At 35.0% G+C, this 25,950-nt stretch carries 16 protein-coding genes; 3 read left to right on the top strand and 13 right to left on the bottom strand.

The genetic code is table 11. From position 1 onward, the window contains the following. Positions 1 to 127: 127 nt before the first annotated feature. Positions 128 to 6,571, bottom strand: coding sequence for a MucBP domain-containing protein (locus tag D4A81_RS00380; RefSeq protein WP_119808212.1), 6,444 nt, complete (start codon positions 6,569 to 6,571; stop codon positions 128 to 130). Between the two features lie 598 nt (positions 6,572 to 7,169). Here D4A81_RS00380 and D4A81_RS00375 point away from each other — a divergent pair. Then, complete coding sequence (locus D4A81_RS00375) at positions 7,170 to 7,430, top strand: hypothetical protein (RefSeq protein ID WP_111526109.1); 261 nt, start codon at positions 7,170 to 7,172, stop codon at positions 7,428 to 7,430. Continuing rightward, positions 7,423 to 7,695, top strand: a complete 273-nt coding sequence (locus tag D4A81_RS00370; RefSeq protein ID WP_111526110.1) for a type II toxin-antitoxin system YafQ family toxin — start codon at positions 7,423 to 7,425, stop codon at positions 7,693 to 7,695. The genes D4A81_RS00375 and D4A81_RS00370 overlap by 8 nt, the downstream gene beginning before the upstream one ends. A 52-nt stretch (positions 7,696 to 7,747) precedes the next feature. Here the strand turns inward: D4A81_RS00370 and D4A81_RS00365 are convergent, their stop codons facing one another. Then, positions 7,748 to 14,170, bottom strand: a complete 6,423-nt coding sequence (locus D4A81_RS00365) for a MucBP domain-containing protein (protein WP_119808210.1) — start codon at positions 14,168 to 14,170, stop codon at positions 7,748 to 7,750. Positions 14,171 to 14,627: 457 nt separating this feature from the next. Between D4A81_RS00365 and D4A81_RS00360 the strand changes: the two genes are divergently transcribed. Further along, a complete protein-coding gene (locus tag D4A81_RS00360) occupies positions 14,628 to 15,170 on the top strand; it encodes a biotin transporter BioY (protein WP_111525577.1) in 543 nt (180 codons plus the stop codon). Between the two features lie 19 nt (positions 15,171 to 15,189). Here the strand turns inward: D4A81_RS00360 and D4A81_RS00355 are convergent, their stop codons facing one another. From D4A81_RS00355 to rnpA, 11 genes are all read right to left on the bottom strand, one after another. Continuing rightward, positions 15,190 to 15,693 (bottom strand): DUF4446 family protein, encoded by a 504-nt coding sequence (locus D4A81_RS00355; RefSeq protein WP_111525576.1) that lies wholly within the window; start codon positions 15,691 to 15,693, stop codon positions 15,190 to 15,192. A 4-nt stretch (positions 15,694 to 15,697) separates the two neighbouring features. Next, a complete protein-coding gene (locus tag D4A81_RS00350) occupies positions 15,698 to 16,621 on the bottom strand; it encodes a ParB/RepB/Spo0J family partition protein (RefSeq protein ID WP_111525575.1) in 924 nt (307 codons plus the stop codon). A gap of 2 nt (positions 16,622 to 16,623) precedes the next feature. Beyond that, complete coding sequence (locus tag D4A81_RS00345; protein ID WP_111525574.1) at positions 16,624 to 17,394, bottom strand: ParA family protein; 771 nt, start codon at positions 17,392 to 17,394, stop codon at positions 16,624 to 16,626. Positions 17,395 to 17,557: 163 nt separating this feature from the next. Beyond that, positions 17,558 to 18,490, bottom strand: a complete 933-nt coding sequence (locus D4A81_RS00340; RefSeq protein ID WP_242977744.1) for an alpha/beta hydrolase — start codon at positions 18,488 to 18,490, stop codon at positions 17,558 to 17,560. Between the two features lie 358 nt (positions 18,491 to 18,848). Continuing rightward, positions 18,849 to 19,574, bottom strand: a complete 726-nt coding sequence (rsmG, locus tag D4A81_RS00335) for a 16S rRNA (guanine(527)-N(7))-methyltransferase RsmG (RefSeq protein ID WP_111525573.1) — start codon at positions 19,572 to 19,574, stop codon at positions 18,849 to 18,851. After that, positions 19,567 to 21,456, bottom strand: coding sequence for a tRNA uridine-5-carboxymethylaminomethyl(34) synthesis enzyme MnmG (gene mnmG / locus D4A81_RS00330; RefSeq protein ID WP_111525572.1), 1,890 nt, complete (start codon positions 21,454 to 21,456; stop codon positions 19,567 to 19,569). The genes rsmG and mnmG overlap by 8 nt, the downstream gene beginning before the upstream one ends. Before the next feature lie 184 nt (positions 21,457 to 21,640). After that, positions 21,641 to 23,011, bottom strand: coding sequence for a tRNA uridine-5-carboxymethylaminomethyl(34) synthesis GTPase MnmE (gene mnmE / locus D4A81_RS00325; RefSeq protein WP_111525571.1), 1,371 nt, complete (start codon positions 23,009 to 23,011; stop codon positions 21,641 to 21,643). Positions 23,012 to 23,090: 79 nt separating this feature from the next. Further along, complete coding sequence (gene jag / locus D4A81_RS00320) at positions 23,091 to 24,029, bottom strand: RNA-binding cell elongation regulator Jag/EloR (protein ID WP_111525570.1); 939 nt, start codon at positions 24,027 to 24,029, stop codon at positions 23,091 to 23,093. Positions 24,030 to 24,039: 10 nt separating this feature from the next. Then, complete coding sequence (gene yidC / locus D4A81_RS00315; protein WP_111525569.1) at positions 24,040 to 25,296, bottom strand: YidC/Oxa1 family membrane protein insertase; 1,257 nt, start codon at positions 25,294 to 25,296, stop codon at positions 24,040 to 24,042. A 48-nt stretch (positions 25,297 to 25,344) separates the two neighbouring features. Continuing rightward, positions 25,345 to 25,581 carry a membrane protein insertion efficiency factor YidD gene (gene yidD / locus D4A81_RS00310; protein ID WP_111525568.1) on the bottom strand — a complete coding sequence of 79 codons (237 nt, stop codon included), beginning with the start codon at positions 25,579 to 25,581 and terminating at the stop codon, positions 25,345 to 25,347. After that, the gene (gene rnpA, locus D4A81_RS00305; protein WP_111525567.1) at positions 25,562 to 25,915 is read right to left on the bottom strand and encodes a ribonuclease P protein component; all 354 of its coding nucleotides are present in this window, start codon (positions 25,913 to 25,915) and stop codon (positions 25,562 to 25,564) included. The genes yidD and rnpA overlap by 20 nt, the downstream gene beginning before the upstream one ends. Positions 25,916 to 25,950: the final 35 nt, after the last annotated feature.

Raw genomic sequence — 25,950 nt, 5'->3', positions numbered from 1 at the left:
ATTCTACTAAAATAAATCTGTATTGTCAATTACATTTCACTCTAATAAATCTAACTATTTTCTTACAACTGTAAACATCATCTAAATTTAAAAGCCCCACGATCAAACGATCGTGAGGCTTAGAAGTTTATTCTTCTTTATTTTTTAATCTTAGTACTGCCATTAGAGATAATGTCAAAATCAATAAATACATATATGTTTCATCTCTATCCTCTGTCTTTGGTACAGGTAGTTTATCTCTGCTTGCCAAGTTTCCCTTAGCTACAGGATTGCTGTCTATACTTATAGGCTGCGGATTTACATTTTCTGTTTTATTATTTTTACTATCATTCTTTACTCCCGGATCTATAAGTACTAACTTATCCGATTTTATACTTGTATTTGAGGAGTTTCCACTTCCTCCTCCACTTCTGCTTCCATTTGATCTGGTTGCTATTGATGGGGTTGCGTTGTTTGGCCTTATCGTTATATCTGTATTTCTATCTCCCGGCATTACTATATTGCTTGGAGTTGCAGGTATCAATGGATTTGGTATTATCACTACTCCCGGATTTCTTAAGTATACATAGGTTACTTCCTGTTCATTCTCAGTAAATACTCCATCTGCTCTTCCTTCTAATCTTATGAAGTGATATCCCTGTATCTCTGCCTCTTCTGTACTATATGGCAGTCCCAGTTTTCTGCTTCCATCCAGTATATCATCCACCTTTAGGCTTACTCCTGCAGGATCTACATGGTGTACTATCACATTTCCGGCATTCTTTCTTCTGTATACATAGATTACTGTCTGCTCATCTTCTGTGAATACTCCACTTGCATTTGCCGGCATACTAATTAACTCCAGGTTTTCTATTGCTTCTACATCTGTTGTATAGTTAAGGCCAAGTTTTCCTGAGCCATCTATTACCTTTGATGTTACCAGCTCTTCCCTTGTGTCCTCATCTATATAGTATACTTTGATGTTTCCACCATTCTTCCTTCTATATACATAAGTCACTGTTTGTGGTGTATCACTAAATACTCCACTTGCATTTGTCGGCATACTGATTAACTCATAATGAGTTATATTCTTTGCTACAGTGCTGTATGGTAGTCCTGCATTTTCTATTCCTGAGAAGTTCTCTCTACTTGCAAGCTCTACTCCGGCTTCATCTACATATAATGCCTTTACCTCTCCTCCATTCTTTCTCTTATATGTATACGTTACATCCTGGGTTGAGGTAGTATATACTCCTGTTGCATTGCTTGGCAGTGTATCTATCTCAAAGTTTTCAATATCTGCCTCAGCTGTGGCATAGGCTAGTCCCAGCTTTCTACTTCCATCAAGTATCTCATCTGATACCAGATTACTTCCATCATACTTTGATATATGATGTACTATTACATTTCCGGCATTCTTTCTTGCATACTCATAGTTTACTGTCTGGGCTGTGACACTAAATATTCCATTTGCATTAGCCGGTACATTTATTAGGTCGTAGAAGTTTATCATCTCACTATTTGTGATATATGGCAGGCCTAGTTTTCTACTTCCAGCCAAGATTGTTGATGGATGCAGTGTATCTCCTGTTCCTACTTCTATATGATTTACTGTTACATCTCCTGCATCTTTTCTTCTATATACATACTCTACTAAGACATTTGTATTTGAGAATGTTCCCGACTTATTTGCCGGCATTGCTATCAGGTCATAGTCTGCAAAGCTCTTTGCCTCTGTATCATATGGGAGGCCTAGCATTCCATCTCCACTTTGTCCTACAGCCGGATGAAGCTCTCTTCCATCCGCCTCATCTTTATAGGTTGCTATTACATTTCCTGCATTCTCTCTTTGATAGCGATAGGTTACTACGATTTCTCCTCCTGTCTGATATACTCCATTTGCATTGGCAGGGATTCCTCCAAACAGTTCATAGTTTGGCAAGTCTGCCGCTGTCTTTGCCGCTGTTGTATATGGCAGTCCAAGCTTTCCTGCTCCGCTAAGTACTTCATCAGGTGCAAGGCTTGCTCCTGTGATTGCATTTAGATGCTTTACTCTTACATCTCCGGCATCCTGTCTCTTGTACTTATACTCTACAAGTACATTTCCGGTTACAAATGTGCCTGATTTATTTGAAGGTACTGCTATTAAATCATAGTTTACAAATGTTTTTTGATCTGTATCATATGGTAATCCCAGTTTGCTTGTTCCTGACTGTACTACAGGGGCATGTAGCACATCTCCTGTTATATCATCTACATAGGTAGCTGTTACATTTCCGGCATCCTGTCTTCTGTATACATATACTATCTCTACAGGGGTCGCCTGCTCTATAAAGTTTCCATTTACTGTGCTTGCTCCTGATACCAGATCATAGTTTGGTAACTGAGCTGCTGTTCTTGCCGCTGTTGTATATGGAAGCCCTAGCTTTCCTGTTCCATCTAGTACCTCATCCGGATGAAGCACTGCATTGCTTCCCTGCTCTAAGTGCTTTACTACTACATTGGCTGCATTCTTTCTTCTATATATATAGTTTACTGTTTGCTCTGTTGTAGTAAATGTTCCGGTTGCATTTGCCGGATTCGCCGTTAACTCGTAGTTTGTTATATTCTTTGCTACTGTTGTATATGCAAGTCCAAGCTTTCCTGCTCCGTTTTGAGTCTCATCTGTTGTAAGGGCTATATTTGTTCCCTGCTCCAGATACTTTGCTACTACATTTCCTGCATCCTTTCTCTTATAGTAATAAGTGATGGTTATTGGTGCTGTAGTATATACTCCGTTATCATTTGTCGGAAGATTTGTTGTATCTAGATCATAGTTTGTTATAGTCTCGGCACTCTCTGAGTATGGAAGACCAAGCTTCTTTGTTCCGTCAAGTACTTTGTCTGCATGTAACTGAGTATTTGTACCTGTTTCCAAGTACCTAACTGTTATATTTCCTGCATTCTTTCTTCTATAGTAGTAGTCCACTGTCTGAGCAGCTACTGTGAAGGTTCCATTCTTATTTGCCGGTTGGGCTACCAGGTCATAATTAGCTATGGTCTCTTCTGTTGTGGTATAGGCAAGTCCCAGTTTATTAGTTCCTGACTGTACCACTGTGGTAGAAAGCTCTGTGGTAGAGTTCTCCTCATAGTGATGTACTGTCACATCTCCTGCAGTTTTTCTTACATAGTAGTAAGTTACTGTAGTATCTGTAAGTCCATACTCTCCATTTGCATTTGTAGGAAGTGGAGTCTCTGCCTCATAGAAGTTATCTGTTACTGGGGCTGTTGTATATGGTGTGCCGTTTGGCTGTCTTACTGTAGTAGTAGGTGAAAGTTCAGTATTATCCTCTCTCTTTATATGCTTTACTATAAGGTCTGTATATACTGACTTAAGTCCCAGATTCTTTATTTTACTTGTATTTGTTCTTGTTAGAGGAACATCAAGTTCTACCCAGTTTACATTTGGTACAGGTACCTGATTTTCCTTCATCTTTGATGGAAGACTTACTGTATTTGTAAAGTCATTTCCTATAAGTGTGGCTGTACTTGCATTTAAAGGTCTGATAATATCACCGGGCAGGGTCTCGATATATATCTTATAATCACCCTCTGTACTTATCTTATCTTTAAATGTATAGTTTCCGTCATTGTCTGTAAGTATTGTATCTATAACAGTCTCAATACCGCCATCTACCTTTACAAGTCTTACAGGTCTGTTTGCTGCTACAATATCTCCTGTATTGAAGCTACCGTTTTCATCTACATCATAGTATGCCTTACCGGCTATGATGTATTTATTTATAGTAACCTTTGAGATAAGTGACTCTGAAGCACCGTTTAGATTGTTTCCATACCATGATGCTACTGAGTTGTTTGCACTTGAACCTGCTTCCAGCTCCTTGGTCTCAGGTATCTTCACTCTATAAGTGAATACATCTGTACTTCCCGGAATCAACTGATAAGAATTATTCATCACAGCCTTAAACATAGTAACACTTGACCAGTCTGTGATAGCTCCTGCCTGCACCCAGTTAGCTGCAACATTTGCCTCTATTGTACCTGACGGAGCATCAGTAGAATAGTAAACTGTATATCCGGCAGGAGCAGTCACAGGCCCTTGCAATATAGGATACATCTTTGAGCCTCTGGCTATATAGTTTCCATGCTCATCCTTTACTATTTCCTTATCATTTTCATATGGGAATATATCCATTACATTGAGCTGTCTCGCATTATCTATGGAGTTATTCCAAGCTGATAATTTGTACTCTACTATATCTCCGCTCTCTGCATTGATAGCTGCACTATAGTTTGTTTCTGTAGTAAGCTTTTGCCTCTTTGTTAAGATAACTGCCCTTGGTGGTATAAAGTTAAACTTAAAACTCTGGTATGAAAGTCTATCTGTGGTACTTCCGTTATTATTAGCATCATACTTATCAAGGAAATCCACAGTTGCACTTGAATATACTGTGTTAGGATCACGCCCGGTTGCATCTGCTGAGTTGTTATCCCAGCTAAGGAATGCCTCAACAGTATGCTCACCTTCTTCAAGGCTGGTGGTCGGTTTGAAGTCTATATACAATCTGTCCAATCCCCAAAAATCACTATCCGTTTGTGGTAATGTGAAGTTATCAAGGCTAAATACATAAGCAGTCTTACCTGTACCCTTATAATTATCCACTCTCTGTGGTGTGGTATTTAGGGTAAATCTATATGAAGCCTGATATGGATGGTGCAATGCACTTTCAAACTCCAACTCAGGATCTACCAGGAATATAAGTTTACCGTTTTGTACAGTTCTCTCTGTACCAAGATATGAATAATATGTAGGTACTACATGATAACGTATGGTATCTCCCAGTTGTGCATTTGTAACTGACGGATTTCCATTAATGTTTTGAGAATGTTTGTCTAATCTCAACTGTGCTATATCATTCTTATAATGTCTTCTAATGAGTGCGTCTCTTATAAAAGATCCTGTATTTGATAAAGCTTGTGCTCTGTTATACACAATGTAAGACTGACCCATGGCCAACCTATTTTCTATAGCTGTAATAACAGGTGCTGTAAGCTTAGACTCCACAAAGAGTCCCAGAGCATTTTCAGCATAGCCTGATATGGTTATCTCATCATCAAAGTCAAGTCTGATAGCTTTATAATGCTTAGCCGTCATACTATGCTCTGTATTCCAGGCAAAAAATTCATTGGTATTTGTTACAGGAGTATAATTTATATTTGCAGCAATTACCTCTTCGCTGTCATCATCATTTATTCCTATAAGCTTATTGTGATTTAACTTTGCCAAATTTGCTGCATCAAATCTGTCTTCCCAGACTCTGATGCCATAACCTGTAAAGTCTATATTTACACTTGGTATATCTTTTATAGACTTAAACTTTGTTGTAGAACCTGTTACAGGCGTAGCACCCCAATACTGTGCTACATTGATTATCCATTTATCCTTACCGCCGTTAGCACCTAAATGAAAATATCTGTCACCTAAAACAACTGCATTTGTCTGACCGTTCTCTGTTACCTCAGGTAATATATTTCTCTTATACATATAAAGCTTAGGTACATACCGGTAATATTTATAAACTTTTGACTTTCTTTCTGTACTCATATCCACAGTACCGTCATCATTTATAAGATAGTTGGTCTGTGGTATATAAACCGTAGTATTATTTGTTCCATTTACACTCTGTGTACCGTTATGCTTTGCTGTAAACTTTAATAAATAGCTTAATGCACCCGGATTCATAATTACATCCTGTGTAATTGTGTGAGCCACAGGGTCATAGGTCCAGTTTGCATTATCAGGCAGACTTGGATCCCATACTATGCTTGACGGTAAGGTCAAAACAGTTCTTTTCTTTCTTCTGTCCACACCATAGTTATTACCATTTATCTCTGTATCATGTACATGCTTTGTACCATTTTGTGCATATGAATACCAGGTATCTGTAAATCCGTTCTTTATATGAGTATGGCTTGCATCCGTCTCATCATCTGATACTGCCACACTTGTGTCTGAACCACCCCTAGTCCATCCATTGATAGTACCATTGTCCTGACTGTTTATACCCATAACGTAGGTTTCCGCAGTAATTTGCTTTGTGTTATTTGCAAGCTCTACATCATCCTTTGTAAAAAGTCTTGTCTCTATAGTAGCTGTTTCACCATTTGCAAACTTACCGTTTATCATAGTTGCTCTGAAAGGGTTAGATACCATCGGTCCAGGTGCAAGTACATTATATGTTACTTTTATCTTCCAATATGTAGCATCCCATGTCACGGACACATTCTTTATAGTAGGAGAGCCTGAGACATCAGTTACTCTTGGCTGATTGAACTCACTTCTTTTTAAAGTTATTATTGAATAAGGTTCCGTATAAGTATCACTTGACACGGTTACATTCAAATAATACGATTCCGGCTTTCCTGGAAGAGAAGTAGTCTGAGTTCCCTCCACATACGATATATTCGTAGTAGCGGAAGTTCCTCCACCGGTTGCCCAAGCCTTAAAAGGGCTAAAGGCAGACAACATAAAAAGCAGCATAAATAAAGTACATAGAAATACACTTGCTTTTTTACTTTTTCTTACACTCATTTCTATCTCCTAACAATATTATTTATATAAATACACTAGTGGTTATCTTAGATATTAACCAAATTTTTATCATCAATAGACCACATGGCACAATATTACTCTTATATAATATCATTTTGTAAAACTAAATGCTAGCAAAAATATATGACATTTACCTTTCTTTTTGCTGACTATTTATATTTTTTCAATTTCATATTTCTTACAATCTAAGTTCTTTACACAAACTTAAATATAAAATCACCACTATCATCTTTATTCTTTACTCCTGAATCTATACATACTAACTTCTCTAGTTTTAAACCTATATTTGTGAGGCTTTCTCCTCTACTTCCATTTGGTCTGGTTTTTATTTATGTAGTCACATTTTTTGCCAGGCTAAGATGTATCGTTTCTATCTTCAAATAATATTATATTACTTAGATTTACATTTGTGTTGATATATTCTATATACATAGATCACTATTTATTTACTATCGCTTAATACACCTCTTGCTGTTCTTAAATATTACTGTTTAAACTTGGTTATTTACATTTCCATTTTGTAATTATATACTTAGATTACTAAGTATAGTTACTAAGTAGTTTGTGGAGGTGGATTGTGAATAAAAATAATACAGTAACTTGTTCATTTTCTATGGATAGAGAAGTCTATAATGCCTTTAAAAGTATAATTACCAGAAATGGCGAAAATGTAAAAGGGAATATAGTCAGATATATGCAGAGTGTTATCAATTATGACATACCAAATGCAGAAACAATTGCGGCCATTGAGGAAGTTCAAAAAATGAAATCTGATCCTACTATTGGCAAGACTTATAGCAATGTTGACGAAATGATGAGGGACTTACTTGATGTATAGAATAAGGCCATCTACAAAATTTCAAAAAGACCTAAAGAAAGCCCAAAAAAGAGGCTATGATATTTCACTTTTAACGATTGTGCTTAATATTTTGGCAAATGGAGAGACTCTTCCTGCAAAATATAAGGACCACTATTTGAGTGGAAATTATAAAGGATGTAGGGAATGTCATATAACTCCCGATTGGCTTTTGATTTATGAAATATTAGATGATGAGCTAATTTTATATCTGACACGAACAGGAACTCATAGTGATTTGTTTTAATATTAAAATATAAATAAGCCCCGCCTTTCCGCCGGGACTTATTTTTTCAGATTTATTCTTTTTTATTCTTCACTCTTACAAAAGCCATCAATGACAATGTAAGCATTAACAGATACATATATGTCTCATCTCTATCCTCTGTCTTTGGCACCGGTAGCTTATCTCGCTTTGTTCCGGTTCCTACTGTTGTTGCCTTACTGTTGTTTGTTGTAGGCTCAGGATTTTGATTTTCTGTTTCTACAGCTTCAGGGGTTTTGTTCTTTACTCCCGAATCTATAAGTACTAACTTATCCGATTTTATACTTGTATTTGAGGAGTTTCCACTTCCACTTCCTCCTCTACTTCCATTGGATCTGGTCGCTATAGATGGAGTTGCTCCATTTGGCCTTATCGTTATATCTGTATTTCTATCTCCTGGCATTACTATATTGCTTGGGGTTGCAGGTATCAATGGATTTGGTATTATCACTACTCCCGGATTTCTTAAGTATACATAGGTTACTTCCTGTTCATTCTCAGTAAATACTCCATCTGCTCTTCCTTCTAATCTTATGAAGTGATATCCCTGTATCTCTGCCTCTATTGTACTATATGGCAGTCCCAGTTTTCTGCTTCCATCCAGTATATCATCCGCTATTAGGCTTATTCCTGCAGGATCTACATGGTGTACTATCACATTTCCGGCATTCTTTCTTCTGTATACATAGATTACTGTCTGCTCATCTTCTGTGAATACTCCACTTGCATTTGCCGGCATACTAATTAACTCCAGGTTTTCTATTGCTTCTACATCTGTTGTATAGTTAAGGCCAAGTTTTCCTGAGCCATCTATTACCTTTGATGTTACCAGCTCTTCCCTTGTGTCCTCATCTATATAGTATACTTTGATGTTTCCACCATTCTTCCTTCTATATACATAAGTCACTGTTTGTGGTCTATCACTAAATACTCCACTTGCATTTGTCGGCATACTAATCAACTCATAGTGGGTTATTGCCTTAGCTGTTGTTGTATATGTCAATCCTGCGTTCTCTACTCCTGATAAGTTCTCTCTACTTGCAAGCTCTACTCCTGCCTCATCTACATATAATGCCTTTACCTCTCCTCCATTCTTTCTCTTATATGTATAAGTTACATCCTGAGTTGAGGTAGTATATACTCCTGTTCCATTGCTTGGAAGTGTATCTATCTCAAAGTTTTCAATATCTGCCTCAGCTGTGGCATAGGCTAGTCCAAGCTTTCTACTTCCATCAAGTATCTCATCTGATACCAGATTACTTCCATCATACTTTGATATATGATGTACTATTACATTTCCGGCATTCTTTCTTGCATACTCATAGTTTACTGTCTGGGCTGTGACACTAAATATTCCATTTGCATTTGCCGGTACATTTATTAGGTCATAGAAGTTTATTATCTCACTATTTGTGATATATGGCAGGCCTAGTTTTCTACTTCCGGACAAGATTGTGGATGGATACAGTATATCTCCTGTTCCTACTTCTATATGATTTACTGTTACATCTCCTGCATCTTTTCTTCTATATACATACTCTACTAAGACATTTGTATTTGAGAAGGTTCCTGACTTATTTGCAGGCATTGCTATTAAGTCATAGTCTGCAAAGCTCTTTGCCTCTGTATCATATGGGAGTCCCAGCATTCCATCTCCACTTTGTCCTACAGACGGATGAAGCTCTCTTCCATCTGCCTCATCTTTATAGGTTGCTATTACATTTCCTGCATTCTCTCTTTGGTAGCGATAGGTTACTACTATTTCTCCTCCTGCCTGATATACTCCATTTGCATTGGCAGGGATTCCTCCAAACAGTTCATAGTTTGGCAAGTCTGCCGCTGTCTTTGCTGCTGTTGTATATGGGAGTCCAAGCTTTCCTGCTCCGCTAAGTACTTCATCAGGGGCAAGGCTTGCTCCTGTTATTGCATTTAGATGCTTTACTCTTACATCTCCGGCATCCTGTCTCTTGTACTTATACTCTACTAATACAGAAGCTGTAGTAAATGTACCGTTCTTATTTGTAGGTACTGCTATCAGATCATAGTTTACAAATGTTTTTTGGTCTGTATCATATGGTAAACCAAGTTTTGAAGCACCGCTTTGTACCTCTGGACTATGAAGCACATCTCCGGTTATATCATCTACATAGGTAGCTGTTACATTTCCTGCATCCTGTCTTCTGTATACATATACTATCTCTACAGGGGTTGCCTGCTCTATAAAGTTTCCATTTACTGTGCTTGCTCCTGATACCAGATCATAGTTTGGTAACTGAGCTGCTGTTCTTGCCGCTGTTGTATATGGAAGCCCCAGCTTTCCTGTTCCATCTAATACCTCATCCGGATAAAGTACTGCATTGCTTCCCTGCTCCAGATGCTTCACTACTACATTGGCTGCATTCTTTCTTCTATATATATAGTTTACTGTCTGCTCTGTTGTAGTAAATGTTCCACTTGCATTTGCCGGATTTGCTGTTAACTCGTAGTTTGTTATGTTCTTTGCTACTGTTGTATATGCAAGTCCAAGCTTTCCTGCTCCGTTTTGAGTCTCATCTGTTGTAAGGGCTATATTTGTTGTCTGCTCCAGATACTTTGCTACTACATTTCCTGCATCCTTTCTCTTATAGTAATAAGTGATGGTTATCGGTGCTGTAGTATATACTCCGTTATCATTTGTCGGGAGATTTGTAGTATCCAGATCATAGTTTGTTATAGTCTCGGCACTCTCTGAATATGGGAGACCAAGCTTCTTTGTTCCGTCAAGTACTTTGTCTGCATGTAACTGGGCATTTGTACCTGTTTCCAAGTACTTAACTGTTATATTTCCTGCATTCTTTCTTCTATAGTAGTAGTCCACTGTCTGAGCAGCTACTGTGAAGGTTCCATTCTTATTTGCCGGTTGGGCTACCAGGTCATAATTAGCTATGGTCTCTTCTGTTGTGGTATAGGCAAGTCCCAGTTTATTAGTTCCTGACTGTACTACTGTGGTTGCAAGCTCTGTGGTAGAGTTCTCCTCATAGTGATGTACTGTCACATCTCCTGCAGTTTTTCTTACATAGTAGTAAGTTACTGTAGTATCTGTAAGTCCATACTCTCCATTTGCATTTGTAGGAAGTGGAGTCTCTGCCTCATAGAAGTTATCTGTTACCGGGGCTGTTGTATATGGTGTGCCGTTTGGCTGTCTTACTGTAGTAGTAGGTGAAAGTTCAGTATTATCCTCTCTCTTTATATGCTTTACTATAAGGTCTGTATATACTGACTTAAGTCCCAGATTCTTTATTTTACTTGTATTTGTTCTTGTTAGAGGAACTTCAAGTTCCACCCAGTTTACATTTGGTACAGGTACCTGATTTTCCTTCATCTTTGATGGAAGACTTACTGTATTTGTAAAGTCATTTCCTATCAAAGTAGCTGTACTTGCATTTAAAGGTCTGATAATATCACCGGGCAGGGTCTCGATATATATCTTATAATCACCCTCTGTGCTTATCTTATCTTTAAATGTATAGTTTCCGTCATTGTCTGTAAGTATTGTATCTATAACAGTCTCAACACCGCCATCTACCTTTACAAGTCTTACAGGTCTGTTTGCTGCTACGATATCTCCGGTATTAAAGCTACCGTTTTCATCTACATCATAGTATGCCTTACCGGCTATGATGTATTTATTTATTCCTACTTTTGATATAACAGATTCAGAAGCCCCATCAAGATTATTTCCATACCATGAAGCCACGGAGTTGTTGGCTGTATCACCTGCCTCTAGGGTTTTAGTCTCAGGTATCTTTACATTATATGTAAATGTATCCGTATTACCTGGAGTAAGTGCATATCCGGCATTCATCACAGCCTTAAACATAGTAACACTTGACCAGTCTGTGATAGCCCCTGCCTGCACCCAGTTAGCTGCAACATTTGCCTCTATTGTACCTGACGGAGCATCAGTAGAATAGTAAACTGTATAGCCTGCAGGTGCATTCACCGGACCTTGCAAGATAGGATACATCTTTGATCCTCTATCTACATAGTTTCCTGACTCATCCTTTACTATGGCCTTATCATTTGCATATGGGAATATATCCATTATATTTAGTGCTGTAGCATTATCTATGGAGTTATTCCATGCAGTTATTTTGTATTCTACAATATCATCAGTTTCAGCCTTTATTGCACTTTGATACCCAGTCTCTGTAGTTATCTTTTGTTTTTTATTTAAAATAACAGCTCTTGGTGGTATAAAGTTAAACTTAAAGCTCAGGTATGAAAGTCTATCTGTGGTACTTCCATTATTATTAGCATCATACTTATCAAGAAAATCTGTCGGTGCATTTGAGTATACTGTATTTGGATCAATACCTCTTGCATCACTTGAAGCATTATCCCAGCTAAGGATTGATTCTACAGTATGCTCACCTTCACTAAGTGAGGCTGTAGGCTTAAAGTAAAAAAGCAATCTGTCCCAACCATCATATCTGTCATTTGTTTTTGGCAATACAAAGTTTTCCAGTTTGAAAACATATGCAGTCTTTCCTGTGCCCTTGTAATCATATATTACTTCCGGATTTGTATTTAAAGTCAGTCTGTAAGCCGCCTGGTATGTGTGATGAACAGCATGATCAAATACAAATTCGGGATCTACAAGGAATATAAGTTTTGCATTATCTACATTTCTTTCAGTTCCCAGATATGAATTGTATCGTGGAACCACATGGTAGTATACTTCATCACCGAGTTGAACATTTGTCATTGACGAATTATTGTTTACATTTTGAGAATGCTTTTCAAGTTTTATATATGCATAATCAGGTGCATAGTAATTTCTTACTATATGAGATCCTATCTCACTTCCTGTATTTGAATATACTTTAGCTGTATTATATGTTATATCATTATTTCCTGCAGCAAGTTTTGTTTCTATTCTTGAGATAAGAGCAGGGGTATGTTTTGTTTCTACAAACAATCCAAGAGCCTGTTCTGCATAACCTGAAATAGTTATTTCATCATCAAACTCAAGTCTGATAGATTTATAATGTTTTTCTGTTATATTATGATCTGTATCCCATTTAAAGAAAGAATTTCTGTCATTAGCGGCAGTGTAATTTATATTTGTAGCGATAACTTCTTCACTGCTGTCATCATTTACACCTATAAGTTTATTGTGATTTAACTTTGCAAGATTTGCCGCGTCAAATCTGTCTTCCCAAACTCTAAGACCGTATCCTTTGAATATTACAGGATCTACAGGTAGATCAGCTATAGACTTGAATTTTACTGTTGAACCTGTAACTGTAAGATTTCCCCAGTACTGTGCTACATCTATAAGATATTTATTTACTCCACCGTTTCCGTTTAGATGTACATAGTTATCACCACTTAATGAAGGATTTCCATCAGGCTTTGTAGGGAATACCATATACTTATAAACAAATAACTTTTGAACATATCTATAAGATTTAAATACTTTTGATTTTCTCTCTGTACTCAGATCCGGAGTTCCGTCATCATTTACAAGATAATTGGTCTGTGGAAATTCAAGTCTTGTCCATGTATTTCCGGCAACAGGCTGTGTTCCGTTAAATTTAATAGTAAATTCCTGAAAAAAATTCTGCCTTCTGTTTCTTGGTGCATCTATTGAAATAGTATGATCCGCAGAACTATATGTCCAACCTGCATTATTAGGAAGGCTTGGATCCCATACCACACTTGCAGGTAAGTTTATTATTGTTCTTACATTTCTTCTGTCTATACCATAAGCACTACTTGTTACTTCTGTATCTGTAGCATTCTTTGTACCATTGTATATGAGAGCCTTAACTCCGTCTGTAACACCTGCACTTATAAGTGTATGATTTGCATTAGTCTCATCATCTGATACAAGCCTTTCTCCTGAACCACCCCAGCCATTGATAACTCCGTCATCAGCTCCCGGTACACCTGCTACATTTGTAGCGGCAGTAAGTTGATTTGTAGATGAAGCTATCAAAACATCATCTTTTGAGAATAACTTAGTATCTATATTAAAGTTTTCACCATTTGCAAATACATGCAAAAGTCCGACTCTAAAAGGATTTGATATTGCAGGGCCTGCAGTCAACATATTATATGTGACTTTTATTTTCCAATGTGTTGCATCCCATGTTACAGAAACATTCTTAATAGTAGATGAACCTGATACATCCTGAACCTTAGGTTGTACAAACTTGGTTCTGTCCAGGTATATTATAGAATATGGCTCTATATAAGTACCTGCAGCTCCTGATAGTCCTGCACTTAAATAAAACGATTCCTGTTTACCTGTCAAAGTAGCGGTAGTAGCCGGATCTACATATGTTATATTCGTATTGGCAGATCCTCCCGCACCCGTAGCCCATGACTTAAAAGGACTAAACGATAACAACATAAACATCATAAAGATTAAAGCATATAAGAATAACTTTAGCTTTTTACTTATACTCATTTCTATCTCCTAACATTATTATTTATATAAACATAAGCCAACAATCGATTAGCTTTTAGTAATAACAATTTCATATGGCAAAACACTGCCTTTATATAATATCATTTTACAAAACTAAATACTAGAAAAATTAAAGTAATTACTAAACTTTTAACGTATCTTATATATTATAAAAATAAATTTATTAATATTATATATTTTATACTTTAGTATAAATATATAATATTGTTTTTTAATTTTCTTAAAACTATAGAACTTCTATATAGGAGTTATACTATACTGATTTCTATTACTATTACCTTTATATATGATAAGTGCATTTTTTGTGTTGAAGAGTATTATTGAAATTTAGTAATGCAATATAAAATAATGTCAACCTTATTTTATATTAGGTTGACATTTTTCAGCATTTATAATATTATCTTCTTGTATTTATTTTATTTAGTAGGAGATTTTTATGGCAAAAACTATTTCAATAAAGAAAATGGCTGTAGTATCACTTATGACTGCAATAACTTGTATTCTTTCCCCTATATCCATACCTATCTTTATAACTCCAGTACCTATTTCACTTGGTGTACTGGCAATTTACCTCACTGCCTATGTACTTGAACCTATAGAAGCACTTATATCAGTCACTATATTTTTATTGCTTGGTATATCAGGCTTACCTGTTTTTTCAGGATATACCGGTGGTCTTGGTAAAATACTTGGACCTACCGGAGGCTATATCGTAGGCTTTATATTTACAGTATATATCAGTTCAGTATTTATACATTTAAAAAAGGGCAGGCTCTGGGATATAATAGGAATGGTTCTAGGTCTAACACTCTGTTACCTTCCTGGTACAATATGGTTTTCATATCAGCAAGGCAAAGGCTTTATAGCCGCACTCTTATTATGTGTTGTACCATTCTTAATAGGAGATGCAATAAAAATTGCCATATCCGCAATAATTGGTCCGGAAATAAGCAAACGATTAATAAAAGCCCGTACATAAATTGTACGGACTTTTTATTTTACCTTTCTCTATATCCCAAAGCTTGTTCCAATACTATTTTTTCCTCATAGGAAAGTACCTGATCTGTCTGACCATTTTCTACTATTTTTATGTAATTAAATGTAGCTTCTCTGGAATGAATACTATTTATTATATAACCGGAATTTCTATAGTTCAAAAGACAAATAGCAAAGCTTAGTTTGCCTCCCATTCCCTCAAATGCATCATATTTTATAATTCCTATTTTTTGCAAACATTCTCTTTCCAGTTTATTCAGTTCTCTTATAGCTTCTCTGTTTAATCTACTCTCTGTTTTCAAACTACGAATATCTTTTCTCAAAAGTATTATAATATCTTCCAGATTCCTTGCAGATTTTCCTTTCATAAAACTATCATAAGATTTAAATAGCCTTCTATACTTTATTCTATGCTTCAACATTGACACAAATAATATAAAATTAAAAAAAGCTACAACTAGGATAAAGCCAAACAAAATCCTATTATCTATTGTTAAATTTATCATCTTTTTATCCTAATGTCTTAAAAATATCCATTATTCTATCAAGCTCTACTTGAGAATAATATTCTATTTCAATTCTTCCTTTATTTTTATCTTTTTGATTTATATGTACCTTAGTTCCTAGAACCCCCTGAATGCTGTCTTCATACTCCTTATAAAATAAAGATAAATCTCTTACAGTGTCACCTTCTTCTTTATTTATATCTGAAAGATCCACCTTCTTTTTCTTTGATAATGCTTTTGCCGCCTTCTCTGTATCTCTTACACTTAGATTTCTCTTCATTATATCCAATGCCAGTAATTCTCTTTTCCCTTCATCCTCCAAACTGAGCAATGCTCTTGCATGTCCTGATGAAATTTGACCGTCTATCATATACTGTTGAATATTTTTACTAAGCTTCAAAAGACGGAGAGAATTAGTAATAGTAGAACGGTTTTTAGAAACTTTATCAGAAAGTTCTTCCTGAGTCAAATTGTACTCTTCAATCAAACTTTTATATGCCAAAGCTTCTTCAATAGGATTTAGATCTGTCCTCTGAATATTTTCTATAATAGCAATTTCCTTAGCCTTTTGCTCATCATAATCTCTTACAACTACCGGAACTTCTGATAAGCCCGCCGCCTGTGCAGCCCTCCACCTTCTTTCACCTGCAACTATTTCATATCTATTACCTATTTTTTTTACTATTATAGGCTGCAATACTCCATATTGTTGCACTGACTTTGTGAGCTCATCCAGACTGTCTTTATCAAACATCTTTCTTGGCTGATTTCTATTCGGCTCAACCAATGAGATCTTTACCATCAATTCGCCGGCCTTTTCACTATCATCTATATTTTTATCCACTGTATCATCAACAGTCGCTTTGGTTCCGTTCAAATTTCTAAGAAGAGCATCTGCCCCTTTGCCAAGTGCCATTCTCTTTGCCATTTTTACCTCCCACTCTTACTTAGTACTTCAGATGCCAACATTCTATATGCCTGTGCTCCAGTTGAAGTAGTATCATATTCTGTTATTGGCATTCCAAAGCTTGGAGCCTCCGCCAACTTAACGTTTCTTGGTATTATAGTCTCAAATATATTTTCATTTGAAATAACACCTTTTACACCCTCTATAACCTGACCACTCAGATTATTTCTAGCATCATACATTGTAAAAACTATACCTTCAATTTCCAATGTAGGATTTAATCTTTCTCTAATTAGATTTACAGTTCTTAACATCTGAGTCAATCCCTCCAGAGCATAGTACTCACATTGAATAGGAATAACTACACTGTCAGATGCCATAAAAGCATTTATAGTCAAAAGACTTAAGCTTGGAGGACAGTCAATCAATATATAATCATAAGTCTTATATATTTCGCTGATCTTTCTTCGAAGTGTTCTCTCTCTGTCCTCTAATTCAAGAAGTTCTATCTCTGCACCTGATAAATCCACATTGCTAGGAATTATATCCAGATTTTCCACCTCTGTACTTACTATAGCATCATTTATATTTTCATCACCAATTATAACTTCATATATAGTCTTTTCAGTATTTAACTTATCTATACCAAGTCCACTTGTCAGATTTCCCTGTGGATCGAAGTCTATCGCCAAAACACTTTGTCCTGCCTCTGCTAAAGCAGCTGAAAGATTTACAGCAGTAGTAGTTTTACCTACACCACCTTTTTGATTTGCAAATGCAATAATTTTCGTCATAATATTAGATATCCTTTCTATTTCATGTTTCCCGTGAAACATTTATATTTAGCGATACTTTTATACTTTGTTTCACACCGCAAAGAGATATGTACTTCCTTGCTTTTATAAAATATTTTATATACCATCCATTCTTACTAAATGTTTCCCGTGAAACATTAACCTATAGATATATATTCAAATCGTTTAAAAATTCTTCCTCATTCTCTATGTGAGGGTATTTTTTTGAATCATCAACTATTATAGTTTCAATAGCAGGATTTACTTTCATATATTCTTTTATTATATTTGAAGCATCCTTATTATATTTTCCTTCAAATATAATAATACTATTATCTATTTGAGACAGTTCAAACTTTATATTTTTCTTTGTATAGAAGCAAACCAAACTTGAGTATAAAGATTTTGGAGATAATCCTCTATGAGCTGCTTCATAGCACTTAGCTAACATTTCTTTTGTAAATTTTTCTTTTCTATAGAAGTCATTTTTTATATTCAATCTAAATACTGCTATATTATATAATAAATTCCCAATAATTGATGTACTAAGTATTGCCTTATATGTTCTGGCTCTTTTTCCAGGTATAAGATAACCATTTGATAGTTTCTCAGGAGATATCAGTATTATTTTTTCAAACAGAGTATTATCATTATCACAAGCAGAAATAACAAAAGAAGAACTATTTCCACTTGATATGACAGTAGTTCTTTTCCCAATTACTACCTTTATAAAATCACAAATAAGTTGAGCAAATATATGATTTGTATATGTCATAAACGGCTTTTCGGAAAGACCACAGCCAAGTAAGTCAATGCTATACACAGTATAAGATTCTGACAACTCATCTACTATCTTAAACCATTCCTCTGAGGAAGATGCAACATCCAATGAATGAACCAATAAAATAGGATTCCCATGACCCTGTTTCCTGTATTTTATATTTCCGAATCTCCATTCAAATTCTCTTATATCATCTTTTTCAAGAAGATTTTTTGACACTGCATGCACACTCATTATCTTATTTAACAATGATACTCCTATCAAAGCAGAGGAAGAAACCATCATGGCAGTTAAAATTTTTAAGTACTTTTTCACTGTATAAACCTCTTATTTTAAAATAATATAAGCCTCATTTATCCTTATATTATCCAACATCTATTACTTTTATATTCTATCATACTAATATTTTCTAATCAATGCGATAGTAAATTTATTTTTCTATATTTTATCTCATAATTATGTATTTGTATATCCGGCTTAAGAAAGCTCACCCCTATGTTTCATGTGAAACATTCAACTTGGTTTCACGTGGAACATTATTATAGAATCAACTAATTTAATATATTCCATTAACATTAAAAGCCACATACTATGTTTTACGTGAAACATAGTATGTGACCTTGTTGTTCAATCATATAATTTTTCTCTAATGTTTCATGTGAAACATTAAATTTTATTTAATCGGTTCTTTTGTTGGTAATCCCGCTTTTCTTGGATATTTGTTTGATGTAGGTTTTACTTTCCTTATATCTAGCAGTATTCTTTCTCCATATTCACCCAAATCAAACTTCACTGAACTTTCTATTTCTCCACCCAATACTTTTATTGCTTTTTGAGCTTCTTTTAATTCAATATCATATCCTTTTGATTTGTATGATATGAAACTGCCACCTATTTTTACAAGTGGAAGACAGTATTCTGATAGTGATGCCAAATTTGCTACAGCTCTGGAAACACATATATCAAAACTTTCTCTAAATGCCTTATTTCTTGCAATATCTTCAGCTCTTGAATGTATAGCATTTACATTTTTTATTTCCAGAATATCACAGGCTTCCTGTATAAATTTTATTCTCTTATTTAAACTATCTATTAAAGTCATATTAAGATTTGGAAATACTATTGCCAATGGTATTCCCGGAAAACCTGCACCTGTACCTAGATCTGCAATACTATATGGCTTTTTATCTAAATCTTTATTTACTTTTTCCAGTGCGATACTATCTATATAATGTTTATATGTAAATTCTTTAATCTCTGTGATAGAAGTTAGGTTCATAACTTTATTTTTCTCTACCAAAATTTCATAGAATTTATACAGCTTCTCTTTTTTCTCATCAGATATACCAACGTTCAAAATATTATTTTCTGATAAGTATTTTACCATATCATTATACATTATTTTTCTCCTTATAAGTCTCAAGATATACCAACAAAACTGTTATATCAGCAGGTGAAACTCCAGATATTCTTGATGCCTGTCCAATAGAGCTTGGTCTTACTTTACTTAGCTTTTGTATCGCCTCTATTCTAAGACTGTTCACATTATTATAATCTATATTAACCGGTATTTTCTTGTTCTCAAGTTTTTTAAACTGCTTTACCTGTGATTCCTGCCTCTTTATATATCCTTCATATTTTATATTTATATTTACTTGATCTCTGACCTCTTTACTAAGTTCTTTTCTTTCTTCATCAAGCTCCTTAGTTAAATCATAATTTAATTCAGGCCTTCTTATAATTTCGGCAAGATTTGCTGAGGTTTGAAGTGGAGTTGACCCATTTCTTACCAAAAAATCCTGTACTTTTGCATTTGCACCTATATGAATATTTTTAAGTCTTTTTATTTCTTCATCAATTTGCTTTTCTTTTTCTATAAGTCTCTGATATCTTTCTTCAGATATAAGCCCTATATCATAGCCTATTTTTGTTAATCTGATATCCGCATTATCCTGTCTAAGAAGTAATCTATATTCTGATCTGGATGTCATCATTCTGTAGGGTTCATGGCTCTCCTTTGTAACTAGATCATCTATCAAAACACCTATATACCCTTGGTCTCTTCCTATAACAACGGCATCTCTTCCCATAATCTTCATGGACGCATTTATACCTGCCATAAGTCCTTGAACCGCGGCTTCTTCATATCCTGAACTTCCATTAAACTGTCCTGCGGCAAATAGTCCTTCAATAGCTCTAAACTCCAAACTGTCTTTTAACTGTCTGGCATCTATACAGTCATATTCTATTGCATAACCATTTCTTACTATTTCTGCATTTTCAAATCCTTCTATACTTCTTATCATCTCATGTTGAACATCTTCAGGTAGAGAACTGGAAAGTCCCGACAAGTACATTTCATTTGTATAAAGTCCTTCCGGCTCTACGAATATCTGATGTCTATCCTTATCCGGAAACTTTACAACCTTATCCTCTATGGAAGGGCAATATCTTGGACCTGTACCTTTTATTGCACCTGAAAATAGTGGGGATCTGTCTATATTTTTCCTGATTATCTCATGTGTTTTTTCATCTGTATATGCCAAGTAGCATTTTATCTGTTCTTTTTGAATACTTTCAGGGTCAGTATCAAATGAAAATGGAACTACAGGGTCATCTCCATATTGTTCTTGCATTACACTATAATTTATAGTTCTACCATCCACTCTGGCAGGAGTACCGGTTTTAAATCTATTTAAATCAATGCCTAATCCTAAAAGAGAAGATGTTAGATGATTTGCAGATTTTAAACCATTTGGTCCTGTATATTCTGCAACCTCACCATATATACATCTTGCATTTAAATATGTACCTGTAGCCAAAATTACAGCCTTTGCATAGTATTTACTTCCCGATATAGTCTCAACACCCTTACATATATTATCCTCAATTATCAATTTGGTTATTTCTTTTTGAGTTATTGTAAGATTATGAGCGTTCTCTAAAGTTTTTCTCATTTCTTTAGAATATTCCTGCTTATCCGCCTGTGCTCTAAGTGAATGCACTGCCGGTCCTTTTGATGCATTTAACATCTTAGATTGAATAAATGTCTTATCAATACATTTGCCCATTTCTCCACCAAGTGCATCCAGCTCCCTGACAAGATGTCCCTTTGAGCTTCCTCCTATATTTGGATTACAGGGCATTAGTGCTATGGAGTCAACACTTACAGTAAAAATTACTGTTTTTAGTCCAAGTCTGGCACCTGCAAGTGCCGCCTCACATCCTGCATGACCGGCTCCAACCACTACAATATCATATATTTTTTCTATTATATTCATTTATTACCTCTGTTTAATTATCGTTATACTATATATAAAATACTAATTTTATGATCTCTATAGTTCCAAAAACAATTCAAAATAATCATTTTTACCGTATGCTCATTGTTCAATTTCACACACTATAATAAATCTTTAAACCGACCGAAATTATATATTCGCAATATAGTTGTATGCAATTATATTATTTACCCATACAAAACTTTGAGAATATTTCATTTACAACATCATCATCCACTGTTTCTCCAATAATTTCCCCCAATGCTTCATATGCATTTAACAGATCTATTGTAAAGAAATCCTCTTCATATCCCTCATCAATACTTGAGATACACATTTCCATAGATTCCAGTGTTTCGTTTATTATTTCCTGATGTCTTATATTCGTTATAATAACCTGGTCATTGAAGTTTATCTCTTTTGAAATAAACTTGGCTTTTATCATATCTTCAAGTTCATCCACTCCTATATTTTCTTTTGCTGAGAAAATAATAATATCTTTATTACTATATTTTTTTATATCCTCAATGCCTACCTTAAGTTCTTTATCAGATTTATTAATAAGTATTATAGCATTTTTATCTTTGACAGTTTCAAGAAGTTCTATATCTTCTTTATCTATCGGTTTAAGACCATCTATTACAACCAGATTTAAATCTGCACTATTGCTGGCTTCTATAGCTTTTTTTACACCAATGCTCTCCACTACATCATCTGTTTGCCTGATTCCTGCTGTATCTGTAATATTTAAACTGATGCCTGAGAGCTTTATATTTTCTGTAAGCGTATCTCTTGTAGTTCCTGCAATATCCGTAACTATAGCTCTGTCTGTTCTCGAAAGCAAATTCAAGATAGAAGATTTTCCCGCATTTGGTTTTCCTATAATAACCGTGTTTATTCCTTCCTTTATAATGCTTCCATCCTTAAATGATTTCTTCAGATATTCAATTCTACCTATTATTTTCTTTACAATCTTTCTTAATTTATTACTATATCCATCCATTGAATAGTGCTCAGGATCATCAAGTGCTGCCTCTATAAAAGCTATTTGCTCCAGTATCTGAGCTCTTATGGTCTTAATACTTTCCGTCAATGCCCCGTTTAACTGTCTTATACCTGCCTTTAATGCCAAATCATTTTTTGCCTCTATTATATCAATAACTGCCTCTGCCTGACTCAAGTCCATCTTACCATTTAAAAAAGCTCTTTTTGTAAATTCCCCGGGAAGTGCCATCCTTGCACCTGATTCCAATACTGCATGTAGTATTTTTTCCAATATTAGAATACCTCCATGGCAGTTTATTTCCACGGTATCTTCACCGGTAAAAGTTCTTGGTGATTTCATAAGCATTACCAATACTTCATCTATAATCTCATCTTCAAAAAATATATGCCCATAATTTATAGTATGTGATCCCAACTCCATCAAGCTTTGCTTTCCACTATATATCTTATCAGCTATACTTATGGCGTCCTCACCACTGATTCTTATTATACCTATTCCACTTTCTCCAAGTGCTGTTGCTATAGCAGCAATAGTATCTGTACTCTTCATATTCCTCCATTTATTACAAAAATAAAAGAGGACCATCAATAACTATGTTATCAATAGCCCTCTTTCACAAGACTAGTTTTTATTGCATTTCCCTTTTAGGGCTTCTTCTATTTTGTTTAAAATTCTTCTTTGGATAAATTGTTATATGTCTGAAAGGTTCCTCACCAACACTCTTTGTAGATACCAAATTGTCACCCTGTAGTGCTGCATGTATGATTCTTCTCTCATAAGCATTCATAGGCTCAAGCTCTGTAAATTTACCTGTTTTCTTTACCTTTGATGCTATATTCTTTGCAAGAATTTCAAGCTTGTCTTTTCTCTTTTTTCTGTAATTCTCAGTATCAAGCTTTATTCTTATATAACTTTCGCTGCTTTTATTTACTACTAGACTTAGAATGTATTGTAATGAATCAAGTGTCTGACCTCTTTTTCCAATTAATACACCCAAATCCTCCTCACTTTCTATAACTATAGAAAGCTCATTTGTCTTGAAAGAGAAGTTATAAACTGCATGTGCAGGTAAATTCATTGCTTCAAAGAAATCCTTCAGGAACTCATCCACTCTATCTCTTATTTCTTCTAATTCATCATTAGTCAATATTTTTCTACCGGCACTGTTTACAGGTTCTTCTTCCTCACCATAGAATTTTGTATATTCATCTACATTTTCTACTGTTTCAACACTCTTTTCTTCTACAGGATTTTCTACTACCGGAGTAGGGTCTTCTGCCTTCTCAACTACAACTTCTTTTTTCTCTACCTGTTTTTTTTCAATAGGAGATTTTTGTTCCTTTGACTTTTCAGCTGTATTCTTACTCTTCTTAACCATATCTGTATTGGCAGGCTTTTTTATAGTAACTTTCAGAGTCCATGGTTTTACACCAAAAATTCCCAAAATTCCATTTGTGCCTATTTCAATAATATCTACATCCACATTGTCACTGGTAGTTCCCAGCTCTATCAACGCTTTGGTCAAAGCTTCATCATAATTTCTTGCTGAAACTCTAGCACTATCCATCTCATTCCTCCTATTTATTTTTCTTAGAATTTGCTTGCTTTTCATTATATTTGGCTACCATATTCGCCTTAGCAGCCAGAGATCCGGGTTTTGCATCCTTATTATAATACTCTGTAGAATCCTTTATATTCTTCGCATTTACTTCGTATTTCTTAGCTCTGTTCTCTTTTTCTTCTTTTTCAATTTCATCCATATGCTTTGCATTTTCAATTACCTTTTTATTGGCAGTGAGAGCAGGAAGACCTTGTTTTGCTCTCTTTGCATTTTGCTTTGCAAGGTTTGTCTCTACAAGATTATCAATATCAAGATCTTTTAATTGATAATTAACCAATAACTGAATAACTGTTCTTGCAAGTGCAGAAGCAATCCAATATATACCGATACCTGCAGGAAGAGTAAAACAAAATACCAATGACATTAAAGGCATTACAGTATTCATGCTTTGCATCTGCTTTGCCATATCACTTTCTGATCCGCCATTCTTTGGCTGATTTACTGTCATCACCTTAGTTGATATAAACTGTGTAACTCCTGCCAATATAGGGATCATCCAAGCAATATTTATATTATTCATACCCTGCCATGGCGCCACTGACAAATCAATTCCAAGGAATGAGTTCATCTGCTTGATAAGTGGAATACTTGTATCCAGTACACCACTCATATTAGGAAAGATCTCTGAAAGCTTAGTCCACTTCTCAGGAGTAAATTTATAAAGTAAGTCTATAACCTTATTTGTGACTGTATAATCATTGTTTTCTATGGGAAGTCTTACAGCCTTTGCTAAATCACTGATCTTGTTTATATAATCTGATTCCTGCATAAGTGATGTGGCTACTGTCTCAAATACACTGCGAACACTTGTTACATAAGCAGGTATTCTATAGATAACCTGATACAGTCCAAAAAGTATCGGCATTTGTATAAGAAGTGGAAGACAACCACCTGTCATACTTGTACCATACTTGCTATATACGGCTCTTGTCTCAGCATTCATCTTCATTGCTGATTCATTATCAGTTTTTCCCTTATACTTATCCTGTATAGCCTTTATCTCAGGCTGTATTACAGACATAAGTTTTTGAGATTTTTGCTGATTTATAGTCAGTGGTATCATTATTATATTTATTACTATTGTAAAAACTATAATAGCAACACCAATATTCGTTATTCCAATATCAAATATCAGATTCATTATAAATCCAAGTATGTTAGCAAACCAACCTATAATAGGTGTGGTTGACTTTGTTAATAGTACAATGTCCAAGCTAATACCTCCACTTTCTAATATGAACTTAATAAATTGCTCATCTGTCTAAGGCACAGGATCATAGCCACCTTTGGCAAAAGGATTACATCTAAGTATTCTCCAAATACTTAACAACATTCCCCTAATAATGCCATGCTTTTTCAAAGCTTCTATAGCATATTGCGAACAGGTGGGAGTATAAATACAATGTGTTCTTACCTTTAAAGGTGACAGATATTTTTGATAAAACCTAATAAGCTTAATCATTCCTTTTATTATTAAACTATTTAATTTCTTCAGCATCTTCTTTACCCAGTCTATGTGATTTTAGCAAATGTAAATAGGCACGCTCCAGCTTGTGATAATCATCTACATCTGCACCTACTCGTACTACTACTATTATATCTAATCCTTTTTTCTCTATCTTATTCAGCCTAAAAATCTCTCTCAATTTTCTTGCAAATGTATGTCTGACCACACTGTTACCGTTTTTCTTTGAAACTGATATACCTATTCTATTGTAAGCCAAGTCATTTTCTAATACATACATTACAAGATTTTTATTGGCATATGACTTTCCATTCTTATATACCCTTTGAAAATCAGTATTACTTTTTAAAGACGGAAAATTTTTCACACAAACTCCTCGAATACAATTTATAGCTTAAATTA

This window comes from Lachnoanaerobaculum umeaense (genome assembly GCF_003589745.1).
Classification (GTDB): Bacteria; Bacillota; Clostridia; order Lachnospirales; family Lachnospiraceae; genus Lachnoanaerobaculum; species Lachnoanaerobaculum umeaense.
This window is presented reverse-complemented; position numbering and strand designations above follow the sequence as displayed.

Bases quoted from the DNA above. Each gene is read 5' to 3' on its own strand.
- D4A81_RS00380 (WP_119808212.1), bottom strand. From the start codon at position 6,571: ATGAGTGTAAGAAAAAGTAAAAAAGCAAGTGTATTTCTATGTACTTTA.
- D4A81_RS00370 (WP_111526110.1), top strand. From the start codon at position 7,423: ATGTATAGAATAAGGCCATCTACAAAATTTCAAAAAGACCTAAAGAAA.
- D4A81_RS00365 (WP_119808210.1), bottom strand. From the start codon at position 14,170: ATGAGTATAAGTAAAAAGCTAAAGTTATTCTTATATGCTTTAATCTTT.
- D4A81_RS00360 (WP_111525577.1), top strand. From the start codon at position 14,628: ATGGCAAAAACTATTTCAATAAAGAAAATGGCTGTAGTATCACTTATG.
- D4A81_RS00355 (WP_111525576.1), bottom strand. From the start codon at position 15,693: ATGATAAATTTAACAATAGATAATAGGATTTTGTTTGGCTTTATCCTA.
- D4A81_RS00350 (WP_111525575.1), bottom strand. From the start codon at position 16,621: ATGGCAAAGAGAATGGCACTTGGCAAAGGGGCAGATGCTCTTCTTAGA.
- D4A81_RS00345 (WP_111525574.1), bottom strand. From the start codon at position 17,394: ATGACGAAAATTATTGCATTTGCAAATCAAAAAGGTGGTGTAGGTAAA.
- rsmG (WP_111525573.1), bottom strand. From the start codon at position 19,574: ATGTATAATGATATGGTAAAATACTTATCAGAAAATAATATTTTGAAC.
- mnmG (WP_111525572.1), bottom strand. From the start codon at position 21,456: ATGAATATAATAGAAAAAATATATGATATTGTAGTGGTTGGAGCCGGT.
- mnmE (WP_111525571.1), bottom strand. From the start codon at position 23,011: ATGAAGAGTACAGATACTATTGCTGCTATAGCAACAGCACTTGGAGAA.
- jag (WP_111525570.1), bottom strand. From the start codon at position 24,029: ATGGATAGTGCTAGAGTTTCAGCAAGAAATTATGATGAAGCTTTGACC.
- yidD (WP_111525568.1), bottom strand. From the start codon at position 25,581: ATGCTGAAGAAATTAAATAGTTTAATAATAAAAGGAATGATTAAGCTT.